Annotated in this window: 23 protein-coding genes and 1 pseudogene; 10 read left to right on the plus strand and 14 right to left on the minus strand. The window is 72.3% G+C overall.

The features are described from left to right. Nucleotides 1-120: 120 nt before the first annotated feature. From HNR20_RS11080 to HNR20_RS11110, 7 genes are all read right to left on the minus strand, one after another. Nucleotides 121-1,608 (minus strand): NADH-quinone oxidoreductase subunit N, encoded by a 1,488-nt coding sequence (locus HNR20_RS11080; protein WP_184178790.1) that lies wholly within the window; start codon nucleotides 1,606-1,608, stop codon nucleotides 121-123. Further along, nucleotides 1,605-3,113, minus strand: coding sequence for a complex I subunit 4 family protein (locus tag HNR20_RS11085; RefSeq protein ID WP_184178792.1), 1,509 nt, complete (start codon nucleotides 3,111-3,113; stop codon nucleotides 1,605-1,607). Before HNR20_RS11085 ends, HNR20_RS11080 begins: the two co-directional genes overlap by 4 nt. Beyond that, nucleotides 3,110-5,047 carry an NADH-quinone oxidoreductase subunit 5 family protein gene (locus tag HNR20_RS11090; protein ID WP_184178794.1) on the minus strand — a complete coding sequence of 646 codons (1,938 nt, stop codon included), beginning with the start codon at nucleotides 5,045-5,047 and terminating at the stop codon, nucleotides 3,110-3,112. Before HNR20_RS11090 ends, HNR20_RS11085 begins: the two co-directional genes overlap by 4 nt. Then, nucleotides 5,044-5,406 (minus strand): NADH-quinone oxidoreductase subunit NuoK, encoded by a 363-nt coding sequence (gene nuoK, locus HNR20_RS11095; RefSeq protein WP_184178796.1) that lies wholly within the window; start codon nucleotides 5,404-5,406, stop codon nucleotides 5,044-5,046. Before nuoK ends, HNR20_RS11090 begins: the two co-directional genes overlap by 4 nt. After that, on the minus strand, nucleotides 5,403-5,966 hold the full coding sequence (locus HNR20_RS11100; RefSeq protein ID WP_184178798.1) for an NADH-quinone oxidoreductase subunit J family protein: 564 nt from the start codon (nucleotides 5,964-5,966) through the stop codon (nucleotides 5,403-5,405). Before HNR20_RS11100 ends, nuoK begins: the two co-directional genes overlap by 4 nt. Nucleotides 5,967-6,009: 43 nt before the next feature. Beyond that, the gene (locus HNR20_RS11105; protein WP_184178800.1) at nucleotides 6,010-6,633 is read right to left on the minus strand and encodes a NuoI/complex I 23 kDa subunit family protein; all 624 of its coding nucleotides are present in this window, start codon (nucleotides 6,631-6,633) and stop codon (nucleotides 6,010-6,012) included. 94 nt (nucleotides 6,634-6,727) lie between these two features. Next, a complete protein-coding gene (locus HNR20_RS11110) occupies nucleotides 6,728-7,159 on the minus strand; it encodes an ester cyclase (RefSeq protein WP_184178802.1) in 432 nt (143 codons plus the stop codon). 73 nt (nucleotides 7,160-7,232) lie between these two features. Between HNR20_RS11110 and HNR20_RS11115 the strand changes: the two genes are divergently transcribed. Beyond that, on the plus strand, nucleotides 7,233-8,297 hold the full coding sequence (locus HNR20_RS11115; RefSeq protein WP_373291028.1) for a glutathione S-transferase family protein: 1,065 nt from the start codon (nucleotides 7,233-7,235) through the stop codon (nucleotides 8,295-8,297). A gap of 104 nt (nucleotides 8,298-8,401) precedes the next feature. Here HNR20_RS11115 and HNR20_RS11120 read toward each other — a convergent pair whose 3' ends face one another. Both HNR20_RS11120 and HNR20_RS11125 read right to left on the minus strand, forming a co-directional pair. After that, nucleotides 8,402-9,364 carry a complex I subunit 1/NuoH family protein gene (locus tag HNR20_RS11120; protein WP_184178804.1) on the minus strand — a complete coding sequence of 321 codons (963 nt, stop codon included), beginning with the start codon at nucleotides 9,362-9,364 and terminating at the stop codon, nucleotides 8,402-8,404. A 230-nt stretch (nucleotides 9,365-9,594) separates the two neighbouring features. Further along, nucleotides 9,595-10,191: pseudogene (locus HNR20_RS11125) on the minus strand (NADH-quinone oxidoreductase subunit C); the annotation flags it as partial. Nucleotides 10,192-10,309: 118 nt separating this feature from the next. On the opposite strand from HNR20_RS11125, the gene HNR20_RS11130 reads away from it, so the two are divergent. Beyond that, nucleotides 10,310-11,356, plus strand: a complete 1,047-nt coding sequence (locus HNR20_RS11130) for a glucose 1-dehydrogenase (protein WP_184178806.1) — start codon at nucleotides 10,310-10,312, stop codon at nucleotides 11,354-11,356. Between the two features lie 16 nt (nucleotides 11,357-11,372). On the opposite strand, the gene HNR20_RS11135 is transcribed toward HNR20_RS11130, so the two are convergent. Further along, nucleotides 11,373-12,689 carry a DUF2252 domain-containing protein gene (locus tag HNR20_RS11135; RefSeq protein WP_184178807.1) on the minus strand — a complete coding sequence of 439 codons (1,317 nt, stop codon included), beginning with the start codon at nucleotides 12,687-12,689 and terminating at the stop codon, nucleotides 11,373-11,375. A 224-nt stretch (nucleotides 12,690-12,913) separates the two neighbouring features. Between HNR20_RS11135 and HNR20_RS11140 the strand changes: the two genes are divergently transcribed. Then, the gene (locus tag HNR20_RS11140) at nucleotides 12,914-13,846 is read left to right on the plus strand and encodes a hypothetical protein (RefSeq protein WP_184178808.1); all 933 of its coding nucleotides are present in this window, start codon (nucleotides 12,914-12,916) and stop codon (nucleotides 13,844-13,846) included. Between the two features lie 66 nt (nucleotides 13,847-13,912). On the opposite strand, the gene HNR20_RS11145 is transcribed toward HNR20_RS11140, so the two are convergent. Further along, the gene (locus tag HNR20_RS11145; RefSeq protein WP_184178809.1) at nucleotides 13,913-14,494 is read right to left on the minus strand and encodes an NADH-quinone oxidoreductase subunit B; all 582 of its coding nucleotides are present in this window, start codon (nucleotides 14,492-14,494) and stop codon (nucleotides 13,913-13,915) included. Nucleotides 14,495-14,689: 195 nt separating this feature from the next. Between HNR20_RS11145 and HNR20_RS11150 the strand changes: the two genes are divergently transcribed. From HNR20_RS11150 to HNR20_RS11165, 4 genes are all read left to right on the plus strand, one after another. Further along, nucleotides 14,690-15,250: an RNA polymerase sigma factor gene (locus HNR20_RS11150; RefSeq protein WP_184178811.1), complete on the plus strand. Its 561-nt coding sequence runs from the start codon at nucleotides 14,690-14,692 to the stop codon at nucleotides 15,248-15,250. Then, entirely contained in the window at nucleotides 15,243-16,439 is a 1,197-nt protein-coding gene (locus HNR20_RS11155) for a hypothetical protein (RefSeq protein WP_373291007.1), read from the plus strand. Before HNR20_RS11150 ends, HNR20_RS11155 begins: the two co-directional genes overlap by 8 nt. Nucleotides 16,440-16,581: 142 nt before the next feature. After that, a complete protein-coding gene (locus tag HNR20_RS11160) occupies nucleotides 16,582-17,145 on the plus strand; it encodes a SigE family RNA polymerase sigma factor (RefSeq protein WP_373291008.1) in 564 nt (187 codons plus the stop codon). Continuing rightward, a complete protein-coding gene (locus HNR20_RS11165) occupies nucleotides 17,138-18,349 on the plus strand; it encodes a hypothetical protein (protein WP_184178813.1) in 1,212 nt (403 codons plus the stop codon). Before HNR20_RS11160 ends, HNR20_RS11165 begins: the two co-directional genes overlap by 8 nt. A 52-nt stretch (nucleotides 18,350-18,401) precedes the next feature. On the opposite strand, the gene HNR20_RS11170 is transcribed toward HNR20_RS11165, so the two are convergent. From HNR20_RS11170 to HNR20_RS11180, 3 genes are read right to left on the minus strand one after another with little or no spacing between them, the layout of a single operon-like run. Beyond that, the gene (locus tag HNR20_RS11170; RefSeq protein ID WP_184178815.1) at nucleotides 18,402-19,886 is read right to left on the minus strand and encodes a pyridoxal phosphate-dependent decarboxylase family protein; all 1,485 of its coding nucleotides are present in this window, start codon (nucleotides 19,884-19,886) and stop codon (nucleotides 18,402-18,404) included. Next, nucleotides 19,883-21,307 carry an MFS transporter gene (locus HNR20_RS11175; RefSeq protein WP_184178817.1) on the minus strand — a complete coding sequence of 475 codons (1,425 nt, stop codon included), beginning with the start codon at nucleotides 21,305-21,307 and terminating at the stop codon, nucleotides 19,883-19,885. The genes HNR20_RS11170 and HNR20_RS11175 overlap by 4 nt, the downstream gene beginning before the upstream one ends. Before the next feature lie 32 nt (nucleotides 21,308-21,339). Continuing rightward, nucleotides 21,340-21,654 carry an MGMT family protein gene (locus HNR20_RS11180; protein ID WP_184178819.1) on the minus strand — a complete coding sequence of 105 codons (315 nt, stop codon included), beginning with the start codon at nucleotides 21,652-21,654 and terminating at the stop codon, nucleotides 21,340-21,342. Nucleotides 21,655-21,715: 61 nt separating this feature from the next. Between HNR20_RS11180 and proB the strand changes: the two genes are divergently transcribed. From proB to HNR20_RS11195, 3 genes are all read left to right on the plus strand, one after another. Further along, a complete protein-coding gene (gene proB, locus HNR20_RS11185; RefSeq protein ID WP_184178821.1) occupies nucleotides 21,716-22,825 on the plus strand; it encodes a glutamate 5-kinase in 1,110 nt (369 codons plus the stop codon). A gap of 36 nt (nucleotides 22,826-22,861) precedes the next feature. Then, nucleotides 22,862-24,106, plus strand: coding sequence for a glutamate-5-semialdehyde dehydrogenase (locus tag HNR20_RS11190; RefSeq protein ID WP_184178823.1), 1,245 nt, complete (start codon nucleotides 22,862-22,864; stop codon nucleotides 24,104-24,106). A gap of 85 nt (nucleotides 24,107-24,191) precedes the next feature. Further along, entirely contained in the window at nucleotides 24,192-24,593 is a 402-nt protein-coding gene (locus HNR20_RS11195) for a YbaB/EbfC family nucleoid-associated protein (protein ID WP_184178825.1), read from the plus strand. Nucleotides 24,594-24,595: the final 2 nt, after the last annotated feature.

Raw genomic sequence — 24,595 nt, forward strand, 5'->3', positions numbered from 1 at the left:
ATCTCTCCTTCGGTGCACGGATCGCCGGGATCCGCTGACCGGTGTAACAACCCGGTACCCACCAACCATCCGTCTCAACGCTGAGAGTTCACTGAGACTGGAGTCGCAGATCAGGTGTGGTCAGCGGCCGGCCAGGTCGAGCACCAACTGCGGGGCGACGCCGAGCACCACGGCGGCCACCGTCGCCACCGCCAGCACCACAGCCACCACACCCACCAGGGGTACGGCCGCAGCGCCGCCGCCATTCGGGGCGGCGAGGGGCGTGGGCGTCCAGAGCGCGGCGGTCACCCGCAGGTAGTAGGCCAGCCCGATCACCGCGTTCAGCGCCACCACCAGCGCCAGCCAGGCCGCCCCGCCGTCCAGCAACGCCCGCACCACGGTCACCTTCGCGAACAGGCCGGCCAGCCCCGGGGGCAGGCCCGCCAGACCCACCAGCGCGAGCCCGAGCGCGGCGGCCCGCCACGGGTGCCGACGGGCCGCCCCGCGCAGGTCGTCCACCGTGCCGCCATCCGCGCCCGCCGGGCGCAGCGCGGTCACCCCGGCGAACGCGGCCAGCTCCAACACCACGAAGAAGACGGCGTACGCCACCGCGGCGGCGTACGCGGCGGCCCGTGCCTCGTCCGTGCGGCCGGCAGCCAGCGCCAGAGCGCCCAGCGGGGCGAGGATGTAACCGGCCTGCGCGACGGACGACCAGGCGAGCAGCCGGACGGTACGCCGCTGGCGCAGGGCGACGAGGTTGCCGACGGTCATGGTGAGCACCGCGAGCAGGGCGAGCACCGGGCCGGTCTGATCCGCCGGCAGCGCCCGCTGCACCACGGCGAGCAGAGCGACCAGGCCGCCCAGCTTCGACGCCGTGGACAGGTACGCGGCCACCGGCAGCGGCGCGCCGTCGTAGGTGGCCGGCGCCCAGGCGTGGAACGGCACCGCCGCCACCTTGAAGGCCAGCCCGACCAGCAGCACCGCCACCGCGGCGGTGGTCAGCGGCAGGTCCCGCAGCTCTGGCCGCTCGGCGAGCAATGTGCTGAGCCGGTCCAGGTGCAGCCCACCGGTCACCGCGTACAGCAGCGCGGCGCCGAGCAGGGTCAGCGTGGTCGCCACCACGCTGACCACGAAGAACGTCAGTGCCGCCTCGGCACTGGCGAGGCTGCCCCGGCGCAGACCGACCAACACGTACAGCGGCAGCGTCAGCGTCTCCAGGGCGACGATCAGGGTGATCAGGTCGCCGGCCGCGCCGAGCACCACACCGCCGGTCATCGAGCAGGCCAGCAGGAAGACGTACTCCCCCACCGGCGACCGCCCGGCGAGCAGCGCCGGCACGGAGAGCCCGAGCACGCCCAGGGTGAGCAGCGCCACCACCGTGGCAACCAGCGCGGCCCGGCCTCCGAAGATCCAGGAGCAGTCGGCGCCGACGCAGAACGTCCGCCGCTCCCCGCCCACGCCGACCAGGACGGCACCGACGGCGGTGCCGAGCGCGCCGAGCGCCGCCACCACGATCGTGGCCCGTGGCCGGGCCAGGAGCAGGTCGGTGAGGAGCACGAGCACGGCGGTGCCGGCGGCCAGGTAGGCCGGCAACAGCGCGACGTTGTCCACGCTCTGCACGCCAGTCATGGGAAGACCACCCCAATCAGGGCGTCGACGGGGGCCTCGGCGACGCCGAGGACGAGCGCCGGGGCCAGCCCGATGGCCAACGCGAGCAGCACCAACGGCACCCACGCGGTCAGCTCCGCACCGGCCAGACCAGGGCCGACGGGCCCGACGGCGGGGCTTGGCCGGTTGTGGGTGACCTGGCGCAGCAGCCGCAGGAAGTACGCCGCGGTGAGCGCTCCGCCGACCGCGGCCAGCACCCCGAGGGTGGTCCAGAGTGGGCCGCCCACCTGAACGGCCGCGATCACCGCGAACGCCTCGCCCCAGAAACCGGCCAGGCCGGGCAGGCCGAGCGAAGCGATCGCCGCGAACGCGAGCAGACCAGCCAACCGGGGCGCGGTCTCCCGCAGCCCGGACAGCTCGGCGAGAGTGCCCGTGCCGGTGCGGTCCTTCACCGCCCCGGCGAGGAAGAACAGCAGGCCGGTGATCACCCCGTGCGCGATGTTGCCGATCAACGCCGCCTGGATGCCGATGGTGGTCAACGTGGCGACACCCAGCAGCACGAAGCCCATGTGCCCCACGCTCGAGTACGCGATAAGCCGCTTCACGTCGGACTGGGCCAGGCAGACCAGCGAACCGATCAGGATCGCGGCGACGGCCAGCACGCCGAGCACCGGCGACGCCCAGCGGGCGCCCTCCGGCGCCACCCCCACCGCCACCCGGATCAGACCGTAGGTGCCCATCTTCAGCAGCACCCCGGCCAGCACGACACTGCCCACCGTGGGGGCCTGGGTGTGCGCGTCGGGCAGCCAGGAGTGCAGCGGCCACAGCGGGCTCTTCACCGCGAACGCCAACGCGAGCAGGGTGAACGCGGCCAGTTGGGTACCCCGGGACATTCCGGCACCGCCGGTCAACGCCACCACGTCGGCGGTGCCGGCGGCGGCCACCACGACGTACACGCCGACCAACAGCAACACCGAGCCGAACAGGGTGTAGAGCGCGAACTTGCGGGCCGCCCGACGCCGGTCCGCGCCACCCCAGCCGGCGATGATCGCGTACATCGGCAGCAGGACGACCTCGAAGAAGAGGAAGAACAGCACCAGATCCAGGGCGAGGAAGGTGCCCAGGATGCCCACCTCGACCACCAGCAGCAGCGCGACCAACGCCCGGCCACTGCCGCCGTCCGGAACCCGCCACATCGTGTACGCGCAGCAGAGCAGCGTGAGCAGCGCGGTCAACACCACCAGCGGCCAGGAGATGCCATCGACGCCGAGATGGAAACGCAACTCCAGGCCCGGCACCCAGGGCAGGTCCAGTTGGTGCCACGGGCGCACCGCCGGCGCGTCCGCCGACCAGGCGAACCAGCCCCGCCCCTCGAACACCAGCGGCACCGCGGCCAACAGGGTCAGCGCCGCCGCTACCGTGCCGACCAGCCGAGCCGCCCGATCCCGGGGCGTCGCCGCCACCGCGACCGCGCCGAGCGCCGGCACCGCCAGAACGGCGACCAGCAATACCTGCCCAAACGTCATTGGATAACTCCAAATACGGCGGCTGCCAAACCGATCAGCAGCGCGCCGGCCAGCACGCTGGCGGCGGCCCGGGGCAGCGCCGCCCGGTGCAGCGCGGCCAGCCCCGCACCAAGGCCGGACGCGGCCCGCCCGCTGCCCTCGACGGCACCGTCCACCACCACCTCGTCGCCGGCGCGTGTGGCGCGGGCCAGCGCGCGGACGGGGCGTACGACAAGGGTGTGCTGGACGTCGTCGAGCCGGAACGCGCGGGCGAAGACCGGCCGCAGCGGACCCAGCGCGGCGGCCGGGTCGGCGGCCCGGTTCCGACGCCAACCCAGCGTTACCAGCGCCGCGCCGACCAGCAGCAACGCCAACGGCAGCAGCACCCCGGACCCGAGGTGGACCAGGCCGTCCTCGGAGCCCGCCACCGGGACGGTGGCGAACCGCAGGCGGTCGGCGAACGCCCCGACGAACCCGGCCAGACCGAGCAGCGCGGCCGGCACGGCCAGCAGCAGCACCGGCCAGCGCAGCAACGCCGGCGGATCGTGCGGCCGGACCAGCGGCAGGCGTGGCGCGCCGAAGAAGGCGCGCAGCAGCAGCCGACCGGCGTACCAGGCGGTGACCGCCACACCGACCAAGCCGGCCAGCCACACCAGCCAGCCCACCCAGGACGGTGCCGGGCCGGTGCCCTCCAGCGCGGCCGACTCCGCCACCGTGAGTACGCCGTCCTTGCTCCAGAAGCCGGCCAACGGCGGCACCCCCGCCAGCGCGCCCAGGCCCACCACGGTGCACCAGAACGTCACCGGCATGCTTCGCCGCAGCCCGCCCATCTCGGACATCAGGGTGGTACCGACCGCGTGGATCACCGCGCCGGCGGCGAGGAACAGCAACGCCTTGAACGCGGCGTGGGTGAGCAGGTGGAACAGCGCCGCCGACGGCGAGCCGACCGCCAGTGCGCCCGTCATGTAGCCCAACTGGGACACGGTCGACCAGGCCAGCACCCGCTTGATGTCGTCCTGTGCGGTGGCGGCGAGCGCGCCGAGCAGCAGTGTGATCGCGCCGAGCACCCCCAGCACGGTCAGCGTGACCGGCGCGGCCGTGAACAGCGGGTAGAGCCGCGCCACCGCGTACACCCCGGCGGCGACCATCGTCGCCGCGTGGATCAGCGCGGAGATCGGCGTCGGGCCGGCCATCGCGTCCGGCAGCCAGGTGTGCAGCGGGAACTGCGCGCTCTTGCCGGCCACCCCGGCGAGCAACAGCAGGCCGGCGGCGGTCAACGTCGCACCGGAGTGGTCATGGGCGAGCACGTCGGCGATCCGGAAGCTGCCCGTCGACACGCCGAGCAACGCGATGCCGAGCAGGAACCCGACGTCACCGACCCGGGTCACCAGGAACGCCTTCATCGCGGCGGCCGGAGCGCCGGGCAGTCGGCGGTCGTGGGCGATGAGCAGGTACGAGCAGAGGCCCATCACCTCCCAGCCGACCAGCAGCATGATCAGGTCACCGGCGACCACCACCAGCAGCATGGCACCGGTGAAGAGGCTGATCTGAGCGGCGTACGGCGGGTAGCGGTGGTCGACGTCCACGTCGTCGTGCGGACCGCGCCGCAGGTAGCCGATCGAGTAGACCTGCACGGCCAGGGCGACCGCGGTGACCGCCACCGCGACCAGCGCGGCGGCGCCGTCCAGCCGTACGCCGAGCGTCACCATCAGCCCGCCGACGTCGACCCAGGTGGTCGACGTCTCCGTCGGCCCGTCGACCGTCAGCAGGAGCGCCACGGCCAGCGCCAGCGCGCCGGCCGCGCCGATGACGCCGAGCGCGATGGCCAACCGTCGGGCCCGGTCACCACCGGTCGCACCCGCGCTCGGGTGCCGCGGGGCCGGCGGCAACAGCAGACCGACCAGGCCGGCGACCAGCGGGACGGCGGGCAGCAGCGCCCCGAGCAGCCCGGTCACCGGCCCGCCTCCGTGTCCAGGACGGCCGGCTCGCGCCCGCCGACGGGATGAGCCGGCTCGGTCAGTGGCACGTCATCCACCGCCACGGTGGCCCGCAGCCGGTAGAGCTGCAGGACGATCGCCAGCCCCACCCCGATCTCGGCGGCGGCGAGGACGATGACGAACAGCGCGAAGACCTGCCCGGAGTGCGGCAACACCGCGCGGGCGGTGGTGTCCGCGGTGACCAGGATCAGGTTGACCGCGTTGAGCATCAGCTCGACTGACATCAGCACCAGCACCGCGTTGCGTCGGCGCAGCACGCCGAACACGCCGAGGCCGAACAGCAGCGCCGCGGTGACGTACGGGATGACCGGCCTCACCGGCGACCCCCGGTCTTGACGTCGATCCCGGGCCGCTCGGCGGCGGCGTCCCCGACTGGGCCGGGTCGGCCGATGTCCGGCCGGGACAGCACGATCGCGCCCACCAGGGCGGACAGCAGCAGCACCGAGAGCACCTCGAACGGCAGCACCCAGGATTGGAAGATCTGCTCTCCCAGCCGCTCGGCGGTGCCCGCTCGGGGCAGCGCGACGGTGCTCCAGCGGTACGCGTCGACGAGCAGGACGGTCAGCCCCAGCCCGGCGCCACCACCGATCAGGGCGGCCGGCCAGCCAGACCGGTCCAGGTCGTCGGAGGCGCCGATCGGGGCCCGGGTCAGCATCACCGCGAACAGCAGCAGGACCACCACCGCGCCCACATAGATCAGCACCTGCACCCAGGCCACCAGCTCGGCGCTGAGCACCAGGAAGTCACCGGCCAGCGCGCCCAGACACACCACCAGATAGAGCCCTGCACGGACCAGGTGTTTCGTCGTCACCACCAGCACGCCGGCACCGACCGCCACCGCGCCGAGGGCGAGCAGCAGCACGTCCGCGCCGGTCACCGAGCCGCCCCCACGGCTGGGGCCTGCACTCGTCGGGCGGTCGTCACGACGCCGGACCTGGGTCGGCGCCGGGCTCGGGGCGTACCGATGAAGGGGCCGGACGCGCGGCGGACGCCTTGCGCGCGGCGGCGGTCTCCTCCTTGGCCGGCTCGCCGTTGGGGTCGTGTGCGGGCGGCGGCGGAACGGTGGCCATCCACTGACCGAGGTGGTCCTTGTCGTGCAGCAGGTCCTTGATGTCGTACTCGGCGTACTCGAACTCCGGCGACCAGTAGAGCGCGTCGAATGGGCAGACCTCGATGCAGATACCGCAGTACATGCAGAGCGAGAAGTCGATGTCGAACTTGTCGAGCACGTTGCGCTGGCGAGGGCGGGCGGCGCCGGGGACCGCCACCTCCTCCTTGTGCGAGTCGATGTAGATGCACCAGTCCGGACATTCCCGGGCGCAGAGCATGCAGACCGTGCAGTTCTCCTCCGACAACGCGATCACCCCGCGGGAGCGGGGCGGCAGGTCGGGGGCCACGTCCGGGTACTGCTGGGTGGTCGACCGGCTGGTCATCGTCTTGAGGGTGACCGCCAGCCCCTTCACCAGACCCGCGCCGGGCAGACTACGCGCGCTGGTGGCGCCGGCCGGGTCGCCGTGCTCGCTCGGGTCGCTCATGTCGACCATCCTGCCCTGTGGCCTCGACGCGCGCGACCACCACCCGTGGGTGGACGGCCCCAGGATGTACGTGAAGAGGGCGGCTACCTGCCGATCAGCTGGATCACGCCCCGGTGGGCCCGCTGACGACGGTCGGGGGCAACATCTCGACGCCGAGCTGTTGGAGCAGTTGGAACAGCTCGTTGCAGCTCCACACCTCGACGATCCGGCCGGCCGCGTCGAACCGCAGGAACGTCGCACCGGAGTAGCTGACCACCTGCCCGGTCGGCGGCACCGGCCCGAACTGTCCGACGTGTGTGCCGGCAGCCCGCCAGTGCACGGCCACCCGCTCGCCGGCCGCGACCACGTCCACGATCTTGTAGCGGAGGTCCGGGAAGGCCGCCCGCCGTTCCCGGTGCCAGGCCAGCGTCGCCTCCGGCCCGGTGCCGCCCAGCCCCGGGCACTCCTCGGCGATCAACTCGTACGCCGACTCCTCCCGGCGGGCGTTCCACACGTCCGCGATGAAACGCCGGGCCGCGGCCTCCACATCCGTCATGCCGGCAGGGTATCCGGGCCGGCGGCCCCGGCGACGGGGCCAGGTTGGCTCACGGTGCACCAGCGGGCCGGAGATCCGCGAGGATGGGACGGAAGAGGGCAACGGACCGGAGGATGACGTGGGCGAGCAAACAGGCGGGAAGTACGTCGAGCCAGGCGGCGAGTTCACCCGCGACCAGCGGTACATCGCGACTCGGATCACCGAGGACGGGCGCGACGGGTACCCGGTGGAGCCGGGCCGTTACCGGCTGGCGGTGAGTCGGGCCTGCCCGTGGGCCAACCGCCTGATCATCGTGCGGCGGCTGCTCGGCCTGGAGGGCGCCATGTCGATGGCGGTGGCCGGCCCGACCCACGACGCCCGGAGCTGGACCTTCGATCTCGACCCGGACGGGCGGGACCCGGTGCTCGGCATCGAGCGCATCCAGGAGGCGTACTTCAAGCGCTTCCCCGGCTACGAGCGCGGCATCACCGTCCCGGCGATCGTCGACGTGCCGACCGGGCAGGTGGTGACCAACGACTACGCGCAGATGAGCCTCGACCTGTCCACGCAGTGGGGCGCGTACCACCGCGACGGTGCCCCGCAGCTCTACCCCGAGCACCTGCGGGCCCAGATCGACGAGGTCAACGACGTGGTCTTCCGGGACGTCAACAACGGCGTCTACCGCTGCGGGTTCGCCGGCAGCCAGGAGGCGTACGACAAGGCGTACCACCGGCTCTTCGACCGGCTGGACTGGTTGACCGAGCGGTTGACGGACCAGCGCTACCTGGTCGGCGACACCATCACCGAGGCGGATGTTCGGCTGTTCACCACGCTGGTCCGCTTCGACCCCGTCTACCACGGTCACTTCAAGTGCAACCGGCAGAAGTTGAGCGAGATGCCGGTGCTGTGGGCGTACGCGCGGGACCTGTTCCAGACCCCCGGCTTCGGCGACACCATCGACTTCGACCACATCAAGCGGCACTACTACGAGGTGCACCGCGACATCAACCCGACCGGAATCGTGCCGCTGGGCCCGGACCTGTCCAACTGGCTCACCCCGCACGGTCGGGAGGCCCTCGGTGGCCGCCCCTTCGGCGACGGCACGCCGCCCCCGCCTCCGGCCGAGCCCGTCGACCCCGCACACACTCCGCTGCGCTGAGCCGCGGTCGAGTTCGCACCGCAAGATCGCGCTCGATCCTTGTTGTAGTGGTGTTGGCGGCGCGGGAGGCCCCGACATCCAGGATCGAGCGCGATCTTGCAGGCTTACAGGGCGATGCGGACGGCTGCGGTGAGGACGAGCTGCGCCAGGGAGGCGGGCACCAGTACCAGCCAGCAGAGGCGTTGGAGCTGGTCCTCGCGTAGGCGGGGGTAGGACACCCGGAGCCAGATGATCACGAAGGACACGGCGAAGATCTTGAGCAGCGTCCAGAGCCAGCCCAGCTGATCGTCGGCGAACGGGCCCTGCCACCCACCGAGGAACAACACCGTGGTCAGCGCGGCGATCACCACGATTCCGACGTACTCGGCGAGCAGGAAGAACGCGAAGCGCAGACCCGTGTACTCGGTCATGTAGCCGAAGACCAGCTCCGAGTCGGCCACCGGCATGTCGAACGGCGGCCGACGGATCTCGGCCAGCCCGGCGACGAAGAAGATGATCATCGCGGGCGCCTGCCAGAGCAGCCACCACGGCTGCCACGCCTCGACGATGCCGGAGAGGCTGAGCGTGCCCGCCGCCATCGCCACCGAGGCGGCGGCCAGCACCAACGGCAGCTCGTAGCCGAGCAACTGGGCGGCCCCCCGCAAGCCACCGAGCAGGCTGTACTTGTTGGCCGACGCCCACGCCGACATGAGCACCGCCACGACCCCGACACCGACCACGGCCAGCACGAAGAACAGGCCGATGTCCAATGGTTGCCCGACCAGGTCGTTCGGGCCGAGCGGAATGACCAGCAGCACCAGCAGGTAGGGCACCAGGGCCACCGCCGGGGCCAGCCGGAACACCGCCCGGTCCGCCTCGCGCGGGGTCACGTCCTCCTTCTGCACGAACTTGACCCCGTCCGCGACCAACTGGGCCCAGCCGTGGAAGCCGCCCGCGTACATCGGCCCGAGCCGGCCCTGCATGTGCGCCATCACCTTGTGCTCGGCCTGGCCGACCAGCAACGGCAGGGTGAGGAACGCGACCAACACGCCGCCCACCCGCAGCACCAGCTCCACCCAGAGCGGCATCAGGTCGTACCCCCGTCGTCGTCGGTGCGGCCGTCGCGGGCCGGCTGGTCCGCGACCGGACCGGGCGCCGGCTGTTCGGCCGCGGGCGCGGACCTCTCAACCGGGACCGCCGGGCCGTCGTCGGCCGTCGCAGCCCGGGGAGTACGCGCCGGACGGGCTCCCGGGGCGGGCCGCGCCGGACGCTCACCGGCCGGCCTGGCCGGGGTGCCGCCACGCGGACCCTCCCCCACGCCACCGGCGCCGGCCGGCGTGGGCGTGGTGCCCCACTCCCCCGGAGCGGGAACGCCCGGCGGGCGGATCGGTCGACGCCCACCACCGGCCTCGGACTCGCCCGGCTCCTTCGCGCCCGGCCACGGCTTGGCCACCCGGGAGGCGAGCACGAACTCCTTGCGCAGCGGGTGCCCCTCGAACTCCGGCGGCAGCAACAGCGGCAGCAGCTCCCCATGGCCGGCGAAGTCGATGCCGAACATCTCGTGTGTCTCCCGCTCGTGCCAGGCGGCACCCGGGTAGACGTCGACCACCGAGGCGACCGTGGGCGCGTCGCGCGGCAGCCGGGTACGCAGCAGCACGCCGTGTCGCAGCCGTGTCGACCAGAGGTGCGCCACCACGTCGAAGCCCTCGGTCAACTCGTCGACAGCGGAGAGCCAGTCGAAGAAATCGCAGGCCAGCGTGGTGTCGTCGCGGGCGGCACGAACGGCGGCCAGCCAGCTCTCCGCCGGCACGTCGACGGTGGCACGGGCGAACCGTTGCCCGCCGGAGACCGACGGGGTCGCCTCAACCGGCGCGAGCAGCGCGACCAGCCGAGCGCCGACCTCTTCGGGAGTCATGCCGCTGATCCTAGGACGTCCCGCCGGTGCGAGCCCGGCCCGCGCCCGTCCGCCGCCGATGCCTGACGATCTGCCGGCTTTGGGCGCGGCGTCGGCGGCGGCGGGGAAAGATGAGGGCGTGCGCGCTGTGACTGTGACACCCGGGGTCGCCAATACGCTGCGCCTCATCGAGGATCAACCCGAGCCGGCTGCCGAGGAGGGCGCGATCCTGGTCGAGGCTCTGGCGGTGGGGATCTGCGGCACCGACCACGAAATCATCAGCGGCGCGTACGGCGAGGCACCGCCGGGCGCGGACCGCCTGGTCATCGGGCACGAGTCGTTGGGCCGGGTCCTGGAGGACCCGACCGGCACCCTGCAACCCGGTGACCTGGTGGCCGGGGTGGTACGGCATCCAGACCCGGTGCCCTGCTCCAACTGCGCGGTCGGCGAATGGGACATGTGCCGCAACGGGCAGTTCACCGAGCACGGCATCAAGGGCTTGCCAGGCTTCGCCCGTGACCGCTGGCGGCTCCAACCGCGCTTCGCGGTCCGGCTCGACCCGGCGTTGTCGCGGGTCGGCATGCTGCTAGAGCCGACCAGCGTCGTCGCCAAGGCTTGGGACCACATCGAGCGGATCGGGCACCGGGCCGAGTGGCAGCCCCAGACGGTCCTGGTGACCGGGGCCGGGCCGATCGGGCTGCTGGCCGCACTGCTCGCCACCCAGCGCGGGCTCGCCGTGCACGTGTTGGACCGGGCGACCGAAGGCCCGAAGCCGGAGCTGGTCGCCGCGCTCGGCGCCACCTACCACGCGGTGCCGGTCAACGATCTGCCCTTCGAACCGGACGTGGTGGTCGAGTGCACCGGCGCACCCACGGTGGTCCTCGACGTCATGTGCAAGGCGGGGCCAACCGGCATCGTCTGCCTGGCCGGGGTGTCCAGCGGCGGCCGGAGCATCGACTTCGACGCCGGGGCGCTCAACCGGGCCCTGGTCCTGGAGAACAACGTGGTGTTCGGCTCGGTCAACGCCAACCGCCGACACTGGGATTTCGCCGTCGAGGCGCTCACCCGCGCCGACCAGGGCTGGCTCAGCTCGCTGATCACCCGCCGGGTGCCGGTGGAGGCGTACGCCGAGGCGTACACCTCCGGACCGGACGACATCAAGGTGGTGTTGGAGTTCGCGTCCTGAGCGACACCCCGCCCGATCAGATGCCCGGCAAACGGCCGTTGCGGAACAGGTCGACGAAGAGCTGGTGATCCTGGCGGGCGCGCACCCCGTACGCGTGCGCGAAGTCCACCAGGTGGGCGACGAAGCCCGACTCGTCGGTGTCCACCGCGGCGACGATCGCCTCCTCGGTGGAGTAGTCCACCAGGTCGTGGCTGGATTCGTCGTCGGCGACCGAGTGCATCCGGGCCACCGCCCGGCCGAGGTCGACGAGAACCCCGGTCAGCTCCTCCGGCTCGTTCACGTCCGACCAGTCCAGGTCGGCGGCGTACGGGGAGACCTCCGCGACGAGCTGGCCGACCCCGTCCAACTCGGTGAAGCCCAGCCACGGGTCGGCGTGCGCCTGCAACGCCCGCTGCGACTCGGCGGTCCGGTGCCCCTGGTGCTGGAAGTAGCCGCGGACCGACTCGTCGGAGACGTACCGCGCCACAGCCGGCACCTGCGCCTGCTTCATGTAGATGACGACGTCGTTCTCCAGGGCCTGGGTGTGCCCCTCAAGCAGCAGGTTGTACGACGGCAGCCCGGCCGAGCCGATGCCCACCCCCTTGCGCAACACGACGTCCTTGATCCGCGCCTCGACCGGCCGGAGCTGGCTCGACGCCACGGGCAGGGTGCCCAGGTAGTCCTGGAAAGCGGCGCGAACCTTGTCCCGCGTGGCGTCGTCGATCTCGAAGACCCCGTCGCCGACGGAGAAGCGTCGCTCGTAGTTGTCGATGGTGGTCTGCGCGGCGAGCAGGTCGACGCGGGTGTTGAGCCGAGCCTGCTGGAGCACACGGCGCAGCACCCCGTCGGCGTTCTCCAGGGTGATCGAGCCGATCGCGTCGTCACCGCCGGCGGCGATCGCCCGCAGCTCGGTCAGGTACGACCGGGCGAAGCCCGCCACCAGGTCCCCGATCGAGGTGTCGGAGAGCGCCTTGCTGTAGCCGAGCAGCGCCACGCTGGCCGCGAGCCGACGCAGGTCCCAGGTGAACGGCCCGACGTACGCCTCGTCGAAGTCGTTGACGTTGAACACCAGCTGCCCGGAGGCGTTCATGTAGGTGCCGAAGTTCTCCGCGTGCAGGTCACCGTGGATCCACACCCGGCTGGTCTGCTCGTTGCTGAACCGGTCGTCGGCGAAGTCGCCGAGCTGGTCGGCGTAGAACAGCGCGGCGCTGCCCCGGTAGAAGGCGAACGGGGACGCCGCCATCTTGCGGAACTTGCGGCGGAAGGCGGCCGGGTCGGTCGCCATCGACGCGCCGAACTCCTCGGTGAGCACGTCGACGATGTGGGCGGACCGCTGGTCCGTGGAGCTGGTCATGATGGGCAGGTTAGCCCTGCCCAGCCACCCCGTCGTCGAAGAACCACACTGCCCCGTGTAGCCGCCGGGTGAACACGGGGTCGCGGCGGACCGCCGGGTCGCCGAGGCCGGGCCCGCGCAAATCGATGGTTGTTCGGGTGCAACCAACCCCCGGGTTCACCTGTGTCTATTTTCGTCGGCCGACACGACCGGTGCCGGCCGCTAGCGGAGAGGACCAGGTACACATGCTCAAAAAAACGGGGATCCTGCTCACCGCCGTACTGCTCGGCCTGACCGCGACGGTCGCCACCGCCGGCCCCGCGGCCGCCGCACCGGCAGACCGCACCGGCGGTGCGCTGTCGGTGGGCAAGCTCATCCTGAAGCCGACCGAGCGTGGCTACCAGGGCAGCGTCCCGGTGACTGTCACCAACACCGGCAGCGAGAGCGACTACTTCTACTACAAGCTGCGCGAGCCGGTCCCGGGCGCCTTCCAGTTCGATGGCACCGCCTGCGACATGTTCGACATGCGGGTGGAGGAGAACCGCCGGGTGGCCAACTGCTCCCTGACGGACAACTGGGCGAACCTGGCCCCGGGCGAGAGCGTCCGGAACGTGCTGGACTTCCACGTGCTGACCAACCCACGGCGGTACCCGATGAGCATGAGCGGGGGCTGGGTCGAGGTCTACTCCACCAACGGCGGGCTGGTGGCGAGCAAGTCGTTCGGCGCACTGTTCCGGTCAACCAGCGGGTCGCTGGCCCACCCCCGGCGCTACGTGCAGAACACCCAGCCGGACGCCGCGATCGATTCGGTGGGCCCGGTGACCCTCGATCCGGAGGGCAGCGGCAACCTCCGCGTGCCGGTGACCATCCGGTACCGGGGAGACGCCCCACACCTCAGCCTGTACATCAAGGCCAGCCCACTGCCCGCGGGGTCGCTGATCCAGTACACGGTGCCGTCGGAGGGACCGGTGGGGTCGGACGAGGCCCTGGTGCCGGGGCTGCGGATGATGCCCGGCGAGGTGCGCAGCTTCGATCTGCTGATCAGCCCGCCGACCGACCCGGCCGACGCTCAGGACGTCATCACCCTGACGGTGTCGGCCCTCTGGTACGAGGTTGCGGACGCTCGCCCGAGTGACAACACCGCCCAGACCACGCTGGCCGTTTCGGCCGACAGCTGACGCGTACGCGGCCGACCGTCGCCCGGATTCGTCCGGCGGCGGTCGGCCGTCGGCGGCTGGCCGTCGTCAGTTCGTGGCGGGTGGGCGTACCGGCGGGGCGGTGAGTGAGTCGACGGAGCGGGGGGCGGCGGCTTCGCGGGGCGGGGCGTCCAGCGGCGCGGCCAGCACGTCCCGTTGCGGCACACCGCCGATGCCGGACTGCTCGGCGGCGATCTTCTCCTGCAGACGCAGGATGCCGTGCAGCAGTGCCTCCGGTCGGGGCGGGCACCCGGGCACGTAGACGTCGACCGGGATGAGCTGGTCGACGCCCTTGGTCACCGAGTACGAGTCCCAGTAGGGGCCGCCGCAGTTGGAGCAGGCACCGAACGAGATGACGTACTTCGGCTCGGGCATCTGGTCGTAGAGCCGCTTGATCGCCGGAGCCATCTTGTCGGTCACCGTGCCGGACACCACCATCAGGTCGGCCTGCCGAGGACCGTGGGCGAACGGGATCACGCCGAGCCGGATGAAGTCGTGCCGACCCATGCTGGTCGCGATGAATTCGATCGCGCAGCAGGCCAGGCCGAAGTTGAACACCCAGAGCGAGTAGCGCCGGCCCCAGTTCAGCACGAACCGGATCGGCTCACCGAGCACTCCCGGCAGCTGCACGAGCGCCCCCTCTCCTCACCGACAGTGAATCACAGGCGGCGTCGACGCGGTCCGGCAGTGAGCGGCCTGAACGCCGGCCGGTTGTCCCGGACCCGACAAGGCATCGGCACCGGTTGACGCGCAACCTACCGACATCCTCGCTTGTGTGACCAGTGCTGGCGAACACACCGCGCGCAGCCACCACGGGGAGGACGAGTGCTTGTGACACGAGACGTGCGGGTGGGTGAACGCCCGCCGGACCCACCGGAAACCACAGCCTCGGCGCCGACAGAGCTGGTCTTCGACGACTTCTACCATGCCCACTTCCGCGGGCTGGTGGTGCAGCTGACCGCGTACACGGGTGACCGCGGGCAGGCCCAGGACCTGGTCCAGGAGGCGTTCTGTCGGGCGTACGCCCGCTGGGACCGGCTCGCCAGGTACGAGGACCCCCTGGCCTGGGTACGCAAGGTCGCCTGGAACCTCGGCCACAACCGCTGGCGGCGGCTGCGGACCGCCCAGACGTGGCTGCTGCGGCAGCGGGAGACACACGTCGCGGAGCCGAGCCCCGACCGGGTCGCCGTCGACACCGCCTTGGCGAAGTTGCCGCCGAAGCAGCGGCGGGCCGTCGTGCTGCACTACCTCGCCGACCTGACGATCGCGGAGATCGCCGCCCAGGAGCAGGTCGCCGAAGGGACGGTGAAGTCCTGGCTGCACCGGGGTCGGGCCGCACTCGCCACACACTTGCGCGACAGCACTGAGGAGGTGCGGGATGTCTGAGCAGGAGACTCTTGACCTCGCCGAAGAGTTCAACCGCTACCGCCTCACCGCGCTGGCAGAGGTCGAGGCGCCGGGACCCGGCGCCGTTCGGCGGACGGTACGAGGCCGCGGCCGACGCCGGCTGGCGGCCAGCGCCACGACGGCGCTCGCGCTGTTCGCGGGGTCGGCCGTCGGATACGCCGCGATGAACGGCCCGGACCACCGGCCGGGCCCGGTCGAGCCGACGCCGAGTGTGTCGGTGTCGCCGACGCCGAGCCCGACGCCAACCCCCAGCCCTTCCGGGACCAGCGCCAGCCCGACCGCGCCCGTGCCGGACGGCCGGATCAGCCGGGCCCAGTTGCTCGGTGCGTCGGTGACCCTGCCGGCATGGCGGGCCGGGCCAGGCTGCCCGACGTCGCAGACACGGCTCAGCGCCGACGACAAGGAGGGCGTGAACTGGCTCCTGTCGCTCGACTACGGCGACATCGACGGGGACGGCGCGGTGGAGACGGTGGCGCTGGTGCAGTGCGTGTTCGGCAGCGGCGGGCCGATGCAGGTGGTCGCCTTCGATCGCGACGAGGAGGGGAAGGTGGTGACGCTCGGCCGGGTGGTCGCGACCACCATCGACAAGCCGCAGTGGTTGTTCGCGCTTGATGTCGTGGGCGACGGCACGGTCCGGGTGGAGGTCGGTGACATCGCTCCCGGGGGCGGCTGGAACGCCGAGTGGTCACAGCGACAGTGGCGGGGCTACCGCTGGAGCGGCGACGCCTTCGCCCAGGTCTCCGGGCCGACCACCTTCGGTCCGAACCGGCACGACGTGAACCTCGTCGTCACCGCCACCAACCTGGTGCTGGCCGACGCGGCGGACGGCTCCCGGGCCGGCACGGTGACCGTGCGCATCCGCAACAGGGTCGGAGCGGCCGCCTATGTGGCCCTGCGGCTCGGCCTGCCGGCGTCGCTCCGCCCGGACGGCGATGGCTGGGCGGCCTGCCGCAACGACCCGGAGACGACCCGGGAGCCGGTGACCTGCGACCTGAACGGGCTCAAGGCCGGGAAGGATGTCCTGCTCACGCTGGGGTTCCGGGCTGCGGCGGGCACCACCGTCGGTACGGGCAAGGCGGACGTGGACGCCCGGCCGATGGACGCCGACTTCGACTTCGTGGAGGAGGTCTACGACCTGGACAACACGGTCACGATCACCTACCGCTGAGCCGGTCCGGCAACCGCTTCGCAGTGCCCGTCGCGCGCGGCCGAGCTGTCGGATTCGCGGCCGAACAAGGCGCAACCGCATCCACCGTCTTGAAGTGTTACCGGTGCCCAGGGCACCGGCCCGACGGCAACGGGGAGGGGCAGTGACAGCAACGATGGGGGGCCGCGCCAACGAGCCACCGGGGGCGATGAGGACCGGCGGGTCGGACGCGGTGACGACGACCTTCGACGAGTTCTACCACGCCCATTTCCGAGGGGTGACCGCGCAACTGTGCGCGTACACCGGGGACCTGGGGCACGCGCAGGACCTGGCTCAGGAGGCGTTCCTTCGAGCGCTGGCCCGTTGGGACCGCCTGGTCCGGTACGACGATCCGGTGGCGTGGGTCCGGCGGGTCGCGTGGAACCTGGCCCGTAGCCGGTGGCGCCGGCTCCGCACCGCCCGCAACCATCTGCTGCGGCAACGGCGGAACGATGCGGAGGTCGCCGGTCCGACGCCCGACCGCGTGGCCATCGACGCGGCGCTGGCGAAGCTGCCCCCCAACCATCGCCGGGCCGTCATCCTGCACTACCTGGCCGACCTGCCGGTGCACGAGATAGCCGCCCAGGAAGGGGTGGCTGAGGGGACCGTCAAATCCTGGTTGCATCGCGGCCGAATCGCCATGGCCGGCCTGCTCGACGAGAACACCGAGGGGGTGTGCGATGTCTGACCTCGACCCGCTACTGCGCGAGCGCTTCGCCGCGTACCGCAGTGACGTGACAGCCCGGGTCGTCGGTCCCGGACCCGAGCAGACTCGGCACACCCTGCGCCGACGGCGGCGGACGACGGCGGTGGCCCTGGCGGTCGCGGCGGTGACCCTGGTGTTCGCCCCGGTCATCGCCAACGCCGCGCTGCGGGAGGATCGAAATCCCCCGTTGCCAGCGGAGTCCGTCGACCCGACCGCCCCGCCGACGTCAGTTCCGACGCCGACCGTCACCGAGCCGCCCAACGCGTCGGCGACCCCCACGCAGACGCCGCCTGACCCGATCAGCCGGACCCAACTACTCGCCGCCCGCCTCGATCTGCCGGTCTGGCCGCCGGTCACGCCGGAGACCTGCACCACCTCGAAGGTGCGGTTGAGGACCATGTCGAACGAGGGCTCCGTGCCGGTGCCGGTGCTCGCCGACGTGCCCGTGGGTCACGCTGACCTGGACGGTGACGGCGTTGACGAGATAGTCGCCGTCATCGCCTGCCGGTTCGCCGAGGCGTTGGCGAAGCAGGTCGTCGCCTTCGACCGGGACAGCAGTGGGCAGATCGTGACGCTCGGCCGGGTCGTCCGGACCACCGACGGTGTCGAGGACATCCTCGGGCTGAAGGTCACTGCGGCCGGCTCGATCGAGGTGCGGGTGGCCGACCTCCAGCCGTGCTGCAGCACTCCGGCGTACTGGAAGCAGGAGCAACTGCGCACGTACCGGTGGGAGGGGAGCCGGTTCACGCAGACCGACGGCCCGACGAAGTTCGGGAAGGACCCCCGGCTCACCGATCTGCGCCTGACCATGACGTACGAGCTGGGCGCGTTCGTCGACAACGACGCCCGGCAATACCTCACCACCGTCCTGACGGTCAAGAATGCCGGCCCCCGAGACGTGGAGCGGATCAGCTTCGATGGGCTGGGCCTGGGCGACCCGACGGGCGGCGACTGGTCGAAGTGCGGCCCGCCGCCACCAAAGGAGCCGAACGACTCCGCGTGTCTGCTCCCGGGGATACCGGTCGGTGAAAGCCGCCGGTACACCTTCGAAGAGTTGATTCCCGGCGGGGCGCGGCAGGAGTACATGGATCCGCAGAACATCGTGGTGTCGCACTGGGACCGACAGGACCGCACGTGGCGCGACCTGACACCGGACGACAACAAGGTGACGCTCGATCTCAGTTGAGCCTGCCGGTGCCCTGCCCGTGCGGGCAGGGCACCGGCGGTCAGGCGACCGCCTACCAGGCGGGACGTTGCAGCAGTCCGACGAACTCCACCAGCAGCCGTTCCCGCAGCGCGGGCGGAGCCGCGTCGAGCAGCGTGTTCACCACCGCCATCCGGTCCGGCGTCGGCCCGTCCCCGGCACCGAGCCCGAGCCCATCCGCGAGCCCGGCGACCAACTCGGGTGTGAGGGCGTCCGGCGTCAGGGCCGTCGCCAGTGCCATCAGCTCGGGCGGGAGGGCGACCGGGCCGGCAGCCCGGGCCGCGACAACAGCGTCGGCCAGGTCCGGGGCGAACTCGGCCACCCGGGGCGCGACCGAGGCGGTCACCGTGAGGTGCACGCTGGCGGGCAGACCGGCGTACGACAGCTGGGGTTGGGTGTGCCAACCGCGCATGGTCAGCTCGTCGACCAGGACGAACAGGTCGGGGCCGCCTTCGTTGGCGGTGAAGCAGACCACAGTGGACTCGGGCTCGGCCATCAGCCGCAACCCGTCGACGGCACGGACCGCGTCGGCCAGGCCGGCGACCGCGTCCCGGGTGACGGTGGCCAGCCGCAGGTAGCCGTCGTCGCCGAGGTGGCGCAGAGTCGCGTACGCGGCGGCGATCGGCCCACCCGAGCGGGTGGAGGCGATCACCGGGTTGATCATCGTGTAGCCGGGCCAGTCGGCGTACGCGAAGTACTGCGGGGCACGCAGCGCGGCGTCGCGGTGCAGCAGCACCGACACGCCCTTCGGCGCGTACGCGTACTTGTGCAGGTCCACCGAGATGGAGGTGACCCCGGGCACCGCGAAGTCGAACGCCGGCACCGGCTCCCCGAGACGACGCAGGTACGGCAGGGTCCAGCCGCCGAAGCAGGCGTCCACGTGGCAGCGCACCCCGGCGTCGGCGGCCGCGGCGGCGATCTCCGTGACCGGGTCGACCACCCCGTGCGCGTAGGACGGCGCGGAGCAGGCGACCAGCACCGTCTCCGGGCGGATCGCGGCGGCCATCGCGGCCGGGTCGGGGCGCAGCGTGTCCGGGGAGACCGGCACGACGTCCAGCGCCACCCGCAGGTAGTGCGCCGCCTTGGCGAACGCGGCGTGGGCGGTCGACGGCACCACGATCCGGGGCGCGGTGATTTCCGGGTGGGCGTCCCGGGCCGTCTTGACGGCGAGGATCAGCGATTCGGTGCCGCCGCTGGTGACGCTGCCGACGACGTCCGGGGCGGTGGTGCCCGGGCCGGCGCCGAGCACCCGGCCGGCGGCGGCCACCAACGCGTTCTCCATGGCCAGCAGGGACGGGAACGCCGTCGGGTCCAGCCCGTTGACGTGCGCGCTCTCCCGGTGCGCGGCGGCGGCCAACTCGTCCAGCCCTGCCACCGCCGGGTCGTAGACGTACGCGAACAACTGCCCGCCGTGGGTGGGCCGATCACCGGCGCGCAACTGACGAACCTCCGCCAGAACCCGCTCCGCGGAAACCCCGGCAGGAAGCACCCCCGCCCCCGCCCTGTTCTCGTCGATCATGAAGTAATGGTGCCCTTCTCGTGGCGGTCCCCCACTGCGACCTCTTGGTCGCCGCGCCGGTCCTGAGCGGCGGCGGCCAGGACGGCGGGGGTCAGGGTGTAGCGGCGCAGAAGGAAGATCGGGGGGCCCACCAGGAGTGCCGGGATGATCGTGAAGCCGAGGAGGACGCCCAGTCGGGCCGTGTCGGACTGGGCGGCTGCCGTGCCGGTGTCGGAGGACACGTAGCCGGAGAGCTGGAGCACCAGTCCGTAGATGCCCGGGCCGAGCGCCAGGCCGAAGGTCTCCCCGGCGGTCCACAGACCGGTGAAGACACCCGCCTGCCGTCGACCGGTGCGCGCCGTGTCGTACGCGATGCAGTCCGGCAGCATCGCCAACGCGAAGACCTGCTGCCCGGCGTACCCGACGCCGAGCACCGCGACCACGAGGTAGACCGCGACCGGCGGCAGCACCGGCGCGGCGATCAGGGCGAGCGCCCCGGCGGCGAGGATCAGCGAGGCGACGACCAGCGCGGTGCGTTTACCCAACCGGGCACCTACCCGGGTCCAGATCGGCATCACCAGCAACGCCGGCCCGACGAAGCAGACGAAGAGCAGGGTCGGCCCGCTCTCGTCGTCGCGCAGGATCTGCCCCGCGAAGTAGTTGACCCCGGCCAGGATCGTCGCCACCCCGGCGGACTGCACCACGAAGCAGATCAGCAGCGCCCGGAACGGGCGGTTGGCGCCCGCCACGGCGAGTTGGGCGCGCAGGGTCGGCTCGCTGCCGCCCACCGAGCCGGTCGGCGCGGACCGGGTGCCGAAGAACGCGCCGAGCGCCCCGAGGGCGATCAGCACCGCCACGAACAGCCCCATCCACCGGTGTCCCGCCACACCGTCGCCACCGGCGGTCACCACCAGCGGGGCCACCGCGCCGGAGACCAGGATGGCCAGCGCCAGCACCGCGATCCGCCACGTCATGAGCCGGGTGCGCTCGGCGTAGTCGTCGGTCAGCTCCGCCGGCATCGCCACGTACGGCACCTGGAAGAAGGCGAACGCGGTGGCCGTGGCGAGGAAGGCGAACGCCACGTACGCCGCGGCGGCCGGGCCGTTACCGAACGGCGCGGCGAAGATCGACGCGAACAGGACGGCGAGCGCGAGGCCGCCGATGAGCAGGTACGGCCGGCGGGCGCCCCAGCGCGACCGGGTGCGGTCGGAGATCCGCCCCGCGACCGGGTTGACCAGCACGTCCCATGCCTTGGGCAACAGCACCAGCAGGGCGGCCAGTCCGGCGGCCACACCCAGCGTGTCGGTCAGGTAGGGCAGCAGCAGCAGACCGGGCACGGTGCCGAACGCACCGGTCGCCAGGGATCCGAGCGCGTAGCCGGCGTGCACCGGTCGGGGCAGCGAGCCGGCGGCTGATGAGCCGACGCCGGGCGGCGTTTTCATGGGGCCGAATGTTACTCACGTTATGCCGGGGGTCACATCCCCTGATCTGGTGACCAGCCCGCCGCAGCGATGTCCACGCCCTCGCCGCGCAGCGGCGCCCCCTCCGCCCGCAGTCGGGCCCGCGCCTCCCGCTCGTGCCCCGGCGGCAGCCGGCCACCCGCCGTCACCACCCGGTGCCAGGGCACCGAGCCGCCGTGCCGGGCCATGATGTTGCCCACCAGCCGAGCCGAGGTGCGACCCGAGCGCTCGGCGAGGGCGTCGGCGACCGCCCCGTACGACATCACCCGGCCCTCCGGGATCCGCTCGACCAGGTCGAGCACCGCCTCGACGTACTCGTCAGGAGTCACAATCCGCCACCATATGGGAACGCCGACGGGCGGTGCGGCCGTGACCACGCAGAATGGTCGGGTGCGCGACGCAGTCACGACGGCCCGGCGGGTCGTCGTCAAGATCGGATCCTCCTCGTTGACCACCGCCAGCGGCGGGCTGGCCGACGAGCGCGTCGACGCGTTGGTCGACACCCTCGGCCGGCTCACCGCCGAAGGGCGCGAGGTGGTGCTGGTGTCCTCCGGCGCGATCGCCGCCGGTCTCGCCCCGCTCGGGCTGCCCCGACGCCCGCGCGACCTGGCCACCCAGCAGGCCGCCGCCAGCGTCGGGCAGGGGCTGCTGATCGGCCGGTACGCGGCCAGCTTCGCCCGGCACGGCCGCACCGTCGGGCAGGTGCTGCTCACCGTCGACGACGTGACCCGGCGGGCGCACTACCGCAACGCGTACCGGACGCTGCGCAAACTGCTCGACCTGCGGGCGGTGCCGATCGTCAACGAGAACGACACGGTTGCCACCCAGGAGATCCGGTTCGGCGACAACGATCGGCTGGCCGCCCTGGTGGCGGCGCTGGTGCACGCCGACCTGCTGGTCCTCCTCTCCGACGTGGACGCCCTCTGGACCGGCGACCCCACCAAACCGCACTCGACCCGGATCACGGAGGTCCGCGACGACGCGGACCTCGCCGGGATCACCATCGGCGGGGCCGGCCGCTCCGGCGTCGGCACCGGCGGCATGGTGACCAAGGTCGAGGCCGCCCGGATCGCCACCGGCTTCGGCATCCCGGTGGTGCTCACCGCCGCCAACCTGGCCGCGCCGGCCCTGGCCGGCGAACCGGTCGGCACGCTGTTCCATCCGCAGCGGCAACGCCCGACCGCCCGGCTGTTCTGGCTGGCCCACGCCACCTCGCCCCGGGGGCGGCTGCACCTCGACCCGGGCGCGGTGGCCGCCGTCGTCGGGCGGCGCAAGTCGCTGCTGCCCGCCGGCATCACCGCCGTGGACGGCACGTTCACCGCCGGCGACCCGGTGGACCTGGTGGACACCGCCGGCGCATCGGTCGCCCGAGGGCTGGTCAACTACGACGCGGTGGAGCTGCCGGGGCTGCTCGGCCGCTCCACGTCCGAACTCGCCGCGGCACTGGGCCCGGCGTACGAACGAGAGGTCGTCCACCGCGACGACCTCGTCCTGCTGTGAACATGGGCATCATTTCCCCACCTGAGGAGTGCTGGCATGAGCGTCGTCGAGCAGGCGCGACGGGCACGGGACGCCGCCGCTGAGTTGGCCGTGGCCACCCGTACCGTCAAGGACGCCGCGCTGGTGGCGATGGCTGACGCCCTGGTGGCGCGTACCCCGGAGGTCCTGGCCGCGAACGAGACGGACCTGGCGGCCGGGCGGGAGGCCGGGCTGAGCGCGGCCGTGCTGGACCGGCTCGCCCTCGACGCGGGCCGGGTGGCCGCCATCGCCGACGCGCTGCGCGAGATGGCCGCACTGCCCGACCCGGTCGGCGAGGTGGTTCGCGGCTCGACCCTGCCCAACGGGCTGGAGCTGCGCCAGATCCGGGTGCCGTTCGGGGTGGTGGGCATCATCTACGAGGCGCGGCCGAACGTGACAGTGGACGCCGCCGGGATCTGCCTGAAGTCCGGCAACGCGGCGCTGCTGCGCGGGTCGTCCTCGGCCGCGCACTCCAACGCGGCGCTGGTCGCGGTGCTGCGCGACGCGGTCGCCGGGGCCGGGCTGCCGGCCGACGCGGTGCAACTCCTCGACGCCAGCTCCCGCGACTCGGTCAAGGAGCTGATGCGCGCCCGAGGGCTGGTCGACGTGCTCATCCCGCGCGGTGGCGCGTCCCTGATCCGCACCGTGGTCGAGGAGTCGACCGTGCCGGTGATCGAGACCGGGGTGGGCAACTGCCACGTCTACGTGGATGCCGCCGCGGACGTGGCGAAAGCCGTCGCGGTGACGCTGAACGCCAAGACGCAACGCCTGTCCACCTGCAACACCGCGGAGTCCTTGCTGGTGCACGCGGGCGTCGCCGACACGTTCCTGCCGCCGATGCTGGCCGCCTTCGCCGAGGCCGGGGTGACCGTGCACGGCTCGCCCGAGGTGGCGGCATACTCCGCCGCCGTGGTTCCGGCCACCGAGGAGGACTTCGCCACCGAATACCTGTCCGCCGACATCTCGGTCGCGGTGGTCGATTCGCTGGACGCGGCGGTCGCGCACATCCGCCGTTTCGGCACCGGGCACACCGAGGCGATCCTCACCGACTCGGCGAGCGCGGCCCGCGACTTCGTCGCCCGGGTGGACGCGGCTGCGGTGATGGTGAACGCCTCGACACGCTTCACCGACGGCGGCGAGTTCGGGTTCGGCGCTGAAATCGGCATCTCGACCCAGAAACTGCACGCCCGCGGCCCGATGGGCCTGCCCGAGCTGACCTCGACCAAGTACGTGGTCACCGGGGACGGGCACCTGCGGGGCTGACCGTCCTCCGTGGACGGGGTCCCGCCGGGGTGTGCCGGGTCGCTAGTCTGAGGTTGGTTCGGTACGGCTAGTCCGGGGAGGCAGCATGCTGGGTGAGAAGGCCCTGGAAGAGCAACTGGCGCAGGCGCGGGCCGCGTTGCGGGATGTCAGCCGCACCGTCACGCCCCCGGAACGGGTCGAGTCGGTGGGCGAGGCGGCCGGCGGGCGGCTCCGGGTCACCGTCGGCAGCGACGGGCGGGTCAGCGCGGTCGACCTCGATCCCCGGCTGCTCCGCGAGGGCTCGGAACAGCTCGCCGAGGAGTTCCGCCGGGCGGTGAACGCCGCCCTCGACGGACAGGACGAGGCCGGGGCCGGGACGGAGCCGATGCCCGACCTGGCCGCGATGACCGCCACCGTGGAGCGGCTCCAGGACCAGGGCCTGCGGCAGATGCGGGAGATCACCCTCGCGGTCGGCGAGACCATGCGGAAACTGCATGGGAGGAGCTGACG

It is taken from the genome of Micromonospora parathelypteridis (assembly GCF_014201145.1).
In the GTDB taxonomy this organism is placed as follows: domain Bacteria; phylum Actinomycetota; class Actinomycetes; order Mycobacteriales; family Micromonosporaceae; genus Micromonospora; species Micromonospora parathelypteridis.

Excerpts from the sequence above, each read along its gene's own strand:
- HNR20_RS11135 (WP_184178807.1), bottom strand. The coding sequence starts at position 12,689 with ATGACCAGCTCCACGGACCAGCGGTCCGCCCACATCGTCGACGTGCTC.
- HNR20_RS11175 (WP_184178817.1), bottom strand. The coding sequence starts at position 21,307 with ATGAAAACGCCGCCCGGCGTCGGCTCATCAGCCGCCGGCTCGCTGCCC.
- HNR20_RS11155 (WP_373291007.1), top strand. The coding sequence starts at position 15,243 with ATGTCTGAGCAGGAGACTCTTGACCTCGCCGAAGAGTTCAACCGCTAC.
- HNR20_RS11120 (WP_184178804.1), bottom strand. The coding sequence starts at position 9,364 with ATGCCGCTCTGGGTGGAGCTGGTGCTGCGGGTGGGCGGCGTGTTGGTC.
- HNR20_RS11105 (WP_184178800.1), bottom strand. The coding sequence starts at position 6,633 with ATGGTCGACATGAGCGACCCGAGCGAGCACGGCGACCCGGCCGGCGCC.
- HNR20_RS11170 (WP_184178815.1), bottom strand. The coding sequence starts at position 19,886 with ATGATCGACGAGAACAGGGCGGGGGCGGGGGTGCTTCCTGCCGGGGTT.
- HNR20_RS11110 (WP_184178802.1), bottom strand. The coding sequence starts at position 7,159 with ATGACGGATGTGGAGGCCGCGGCCCGGCGTTTCATCGCGGACGTGTGG.
- HNR20_RS11165 (WP_184178813.1), top strand. The coding sequence starts at position 17,138 with ATGTCTGACCTCGACCCGCTACTGCGCGAGCGCTTCGCCGCGTACCGC.
- HNR20_RS11080 (WP_184178790.1), bottom strand. The coding sequence starts at position 1,608 with ATGACTGGCGTGCAGAGCGTGGACAACGTCGCGCTGTTGCCGGCCTAC.
- HNR20_RS11085 (WP_184178792.1), bottom strand. The coding sequence starts at position 3,113 with ATGACGTTTGGGCAGGTATTGCTGGTCGCCGTTCTGGCGGTGCCGGCG.
- HNR20_RS11140 (WP_184178808.1), top strand. The coding sequence starts at position 12,914 with ATGCTCAAAAAAACGGGGATCCTGCTCACCGCCGTACTGCTCGGCCTG.
- HNR20_RS11190 (WP_184178823.1), top strand. The coding sequence starts at position 22,862 with ATGAGCGTCGTCGAGCAGGCGCGACGGGCACGGGACGCCGCCGCTGAG.
- HNR20_RS11195 (WP_184178825.1), top strand. The coding sequence starts at position 24,192 with ATGCTGGGTGAGAAGGCCCTGGAAGAGCAACTGGCGCAGGCGCGGGCC.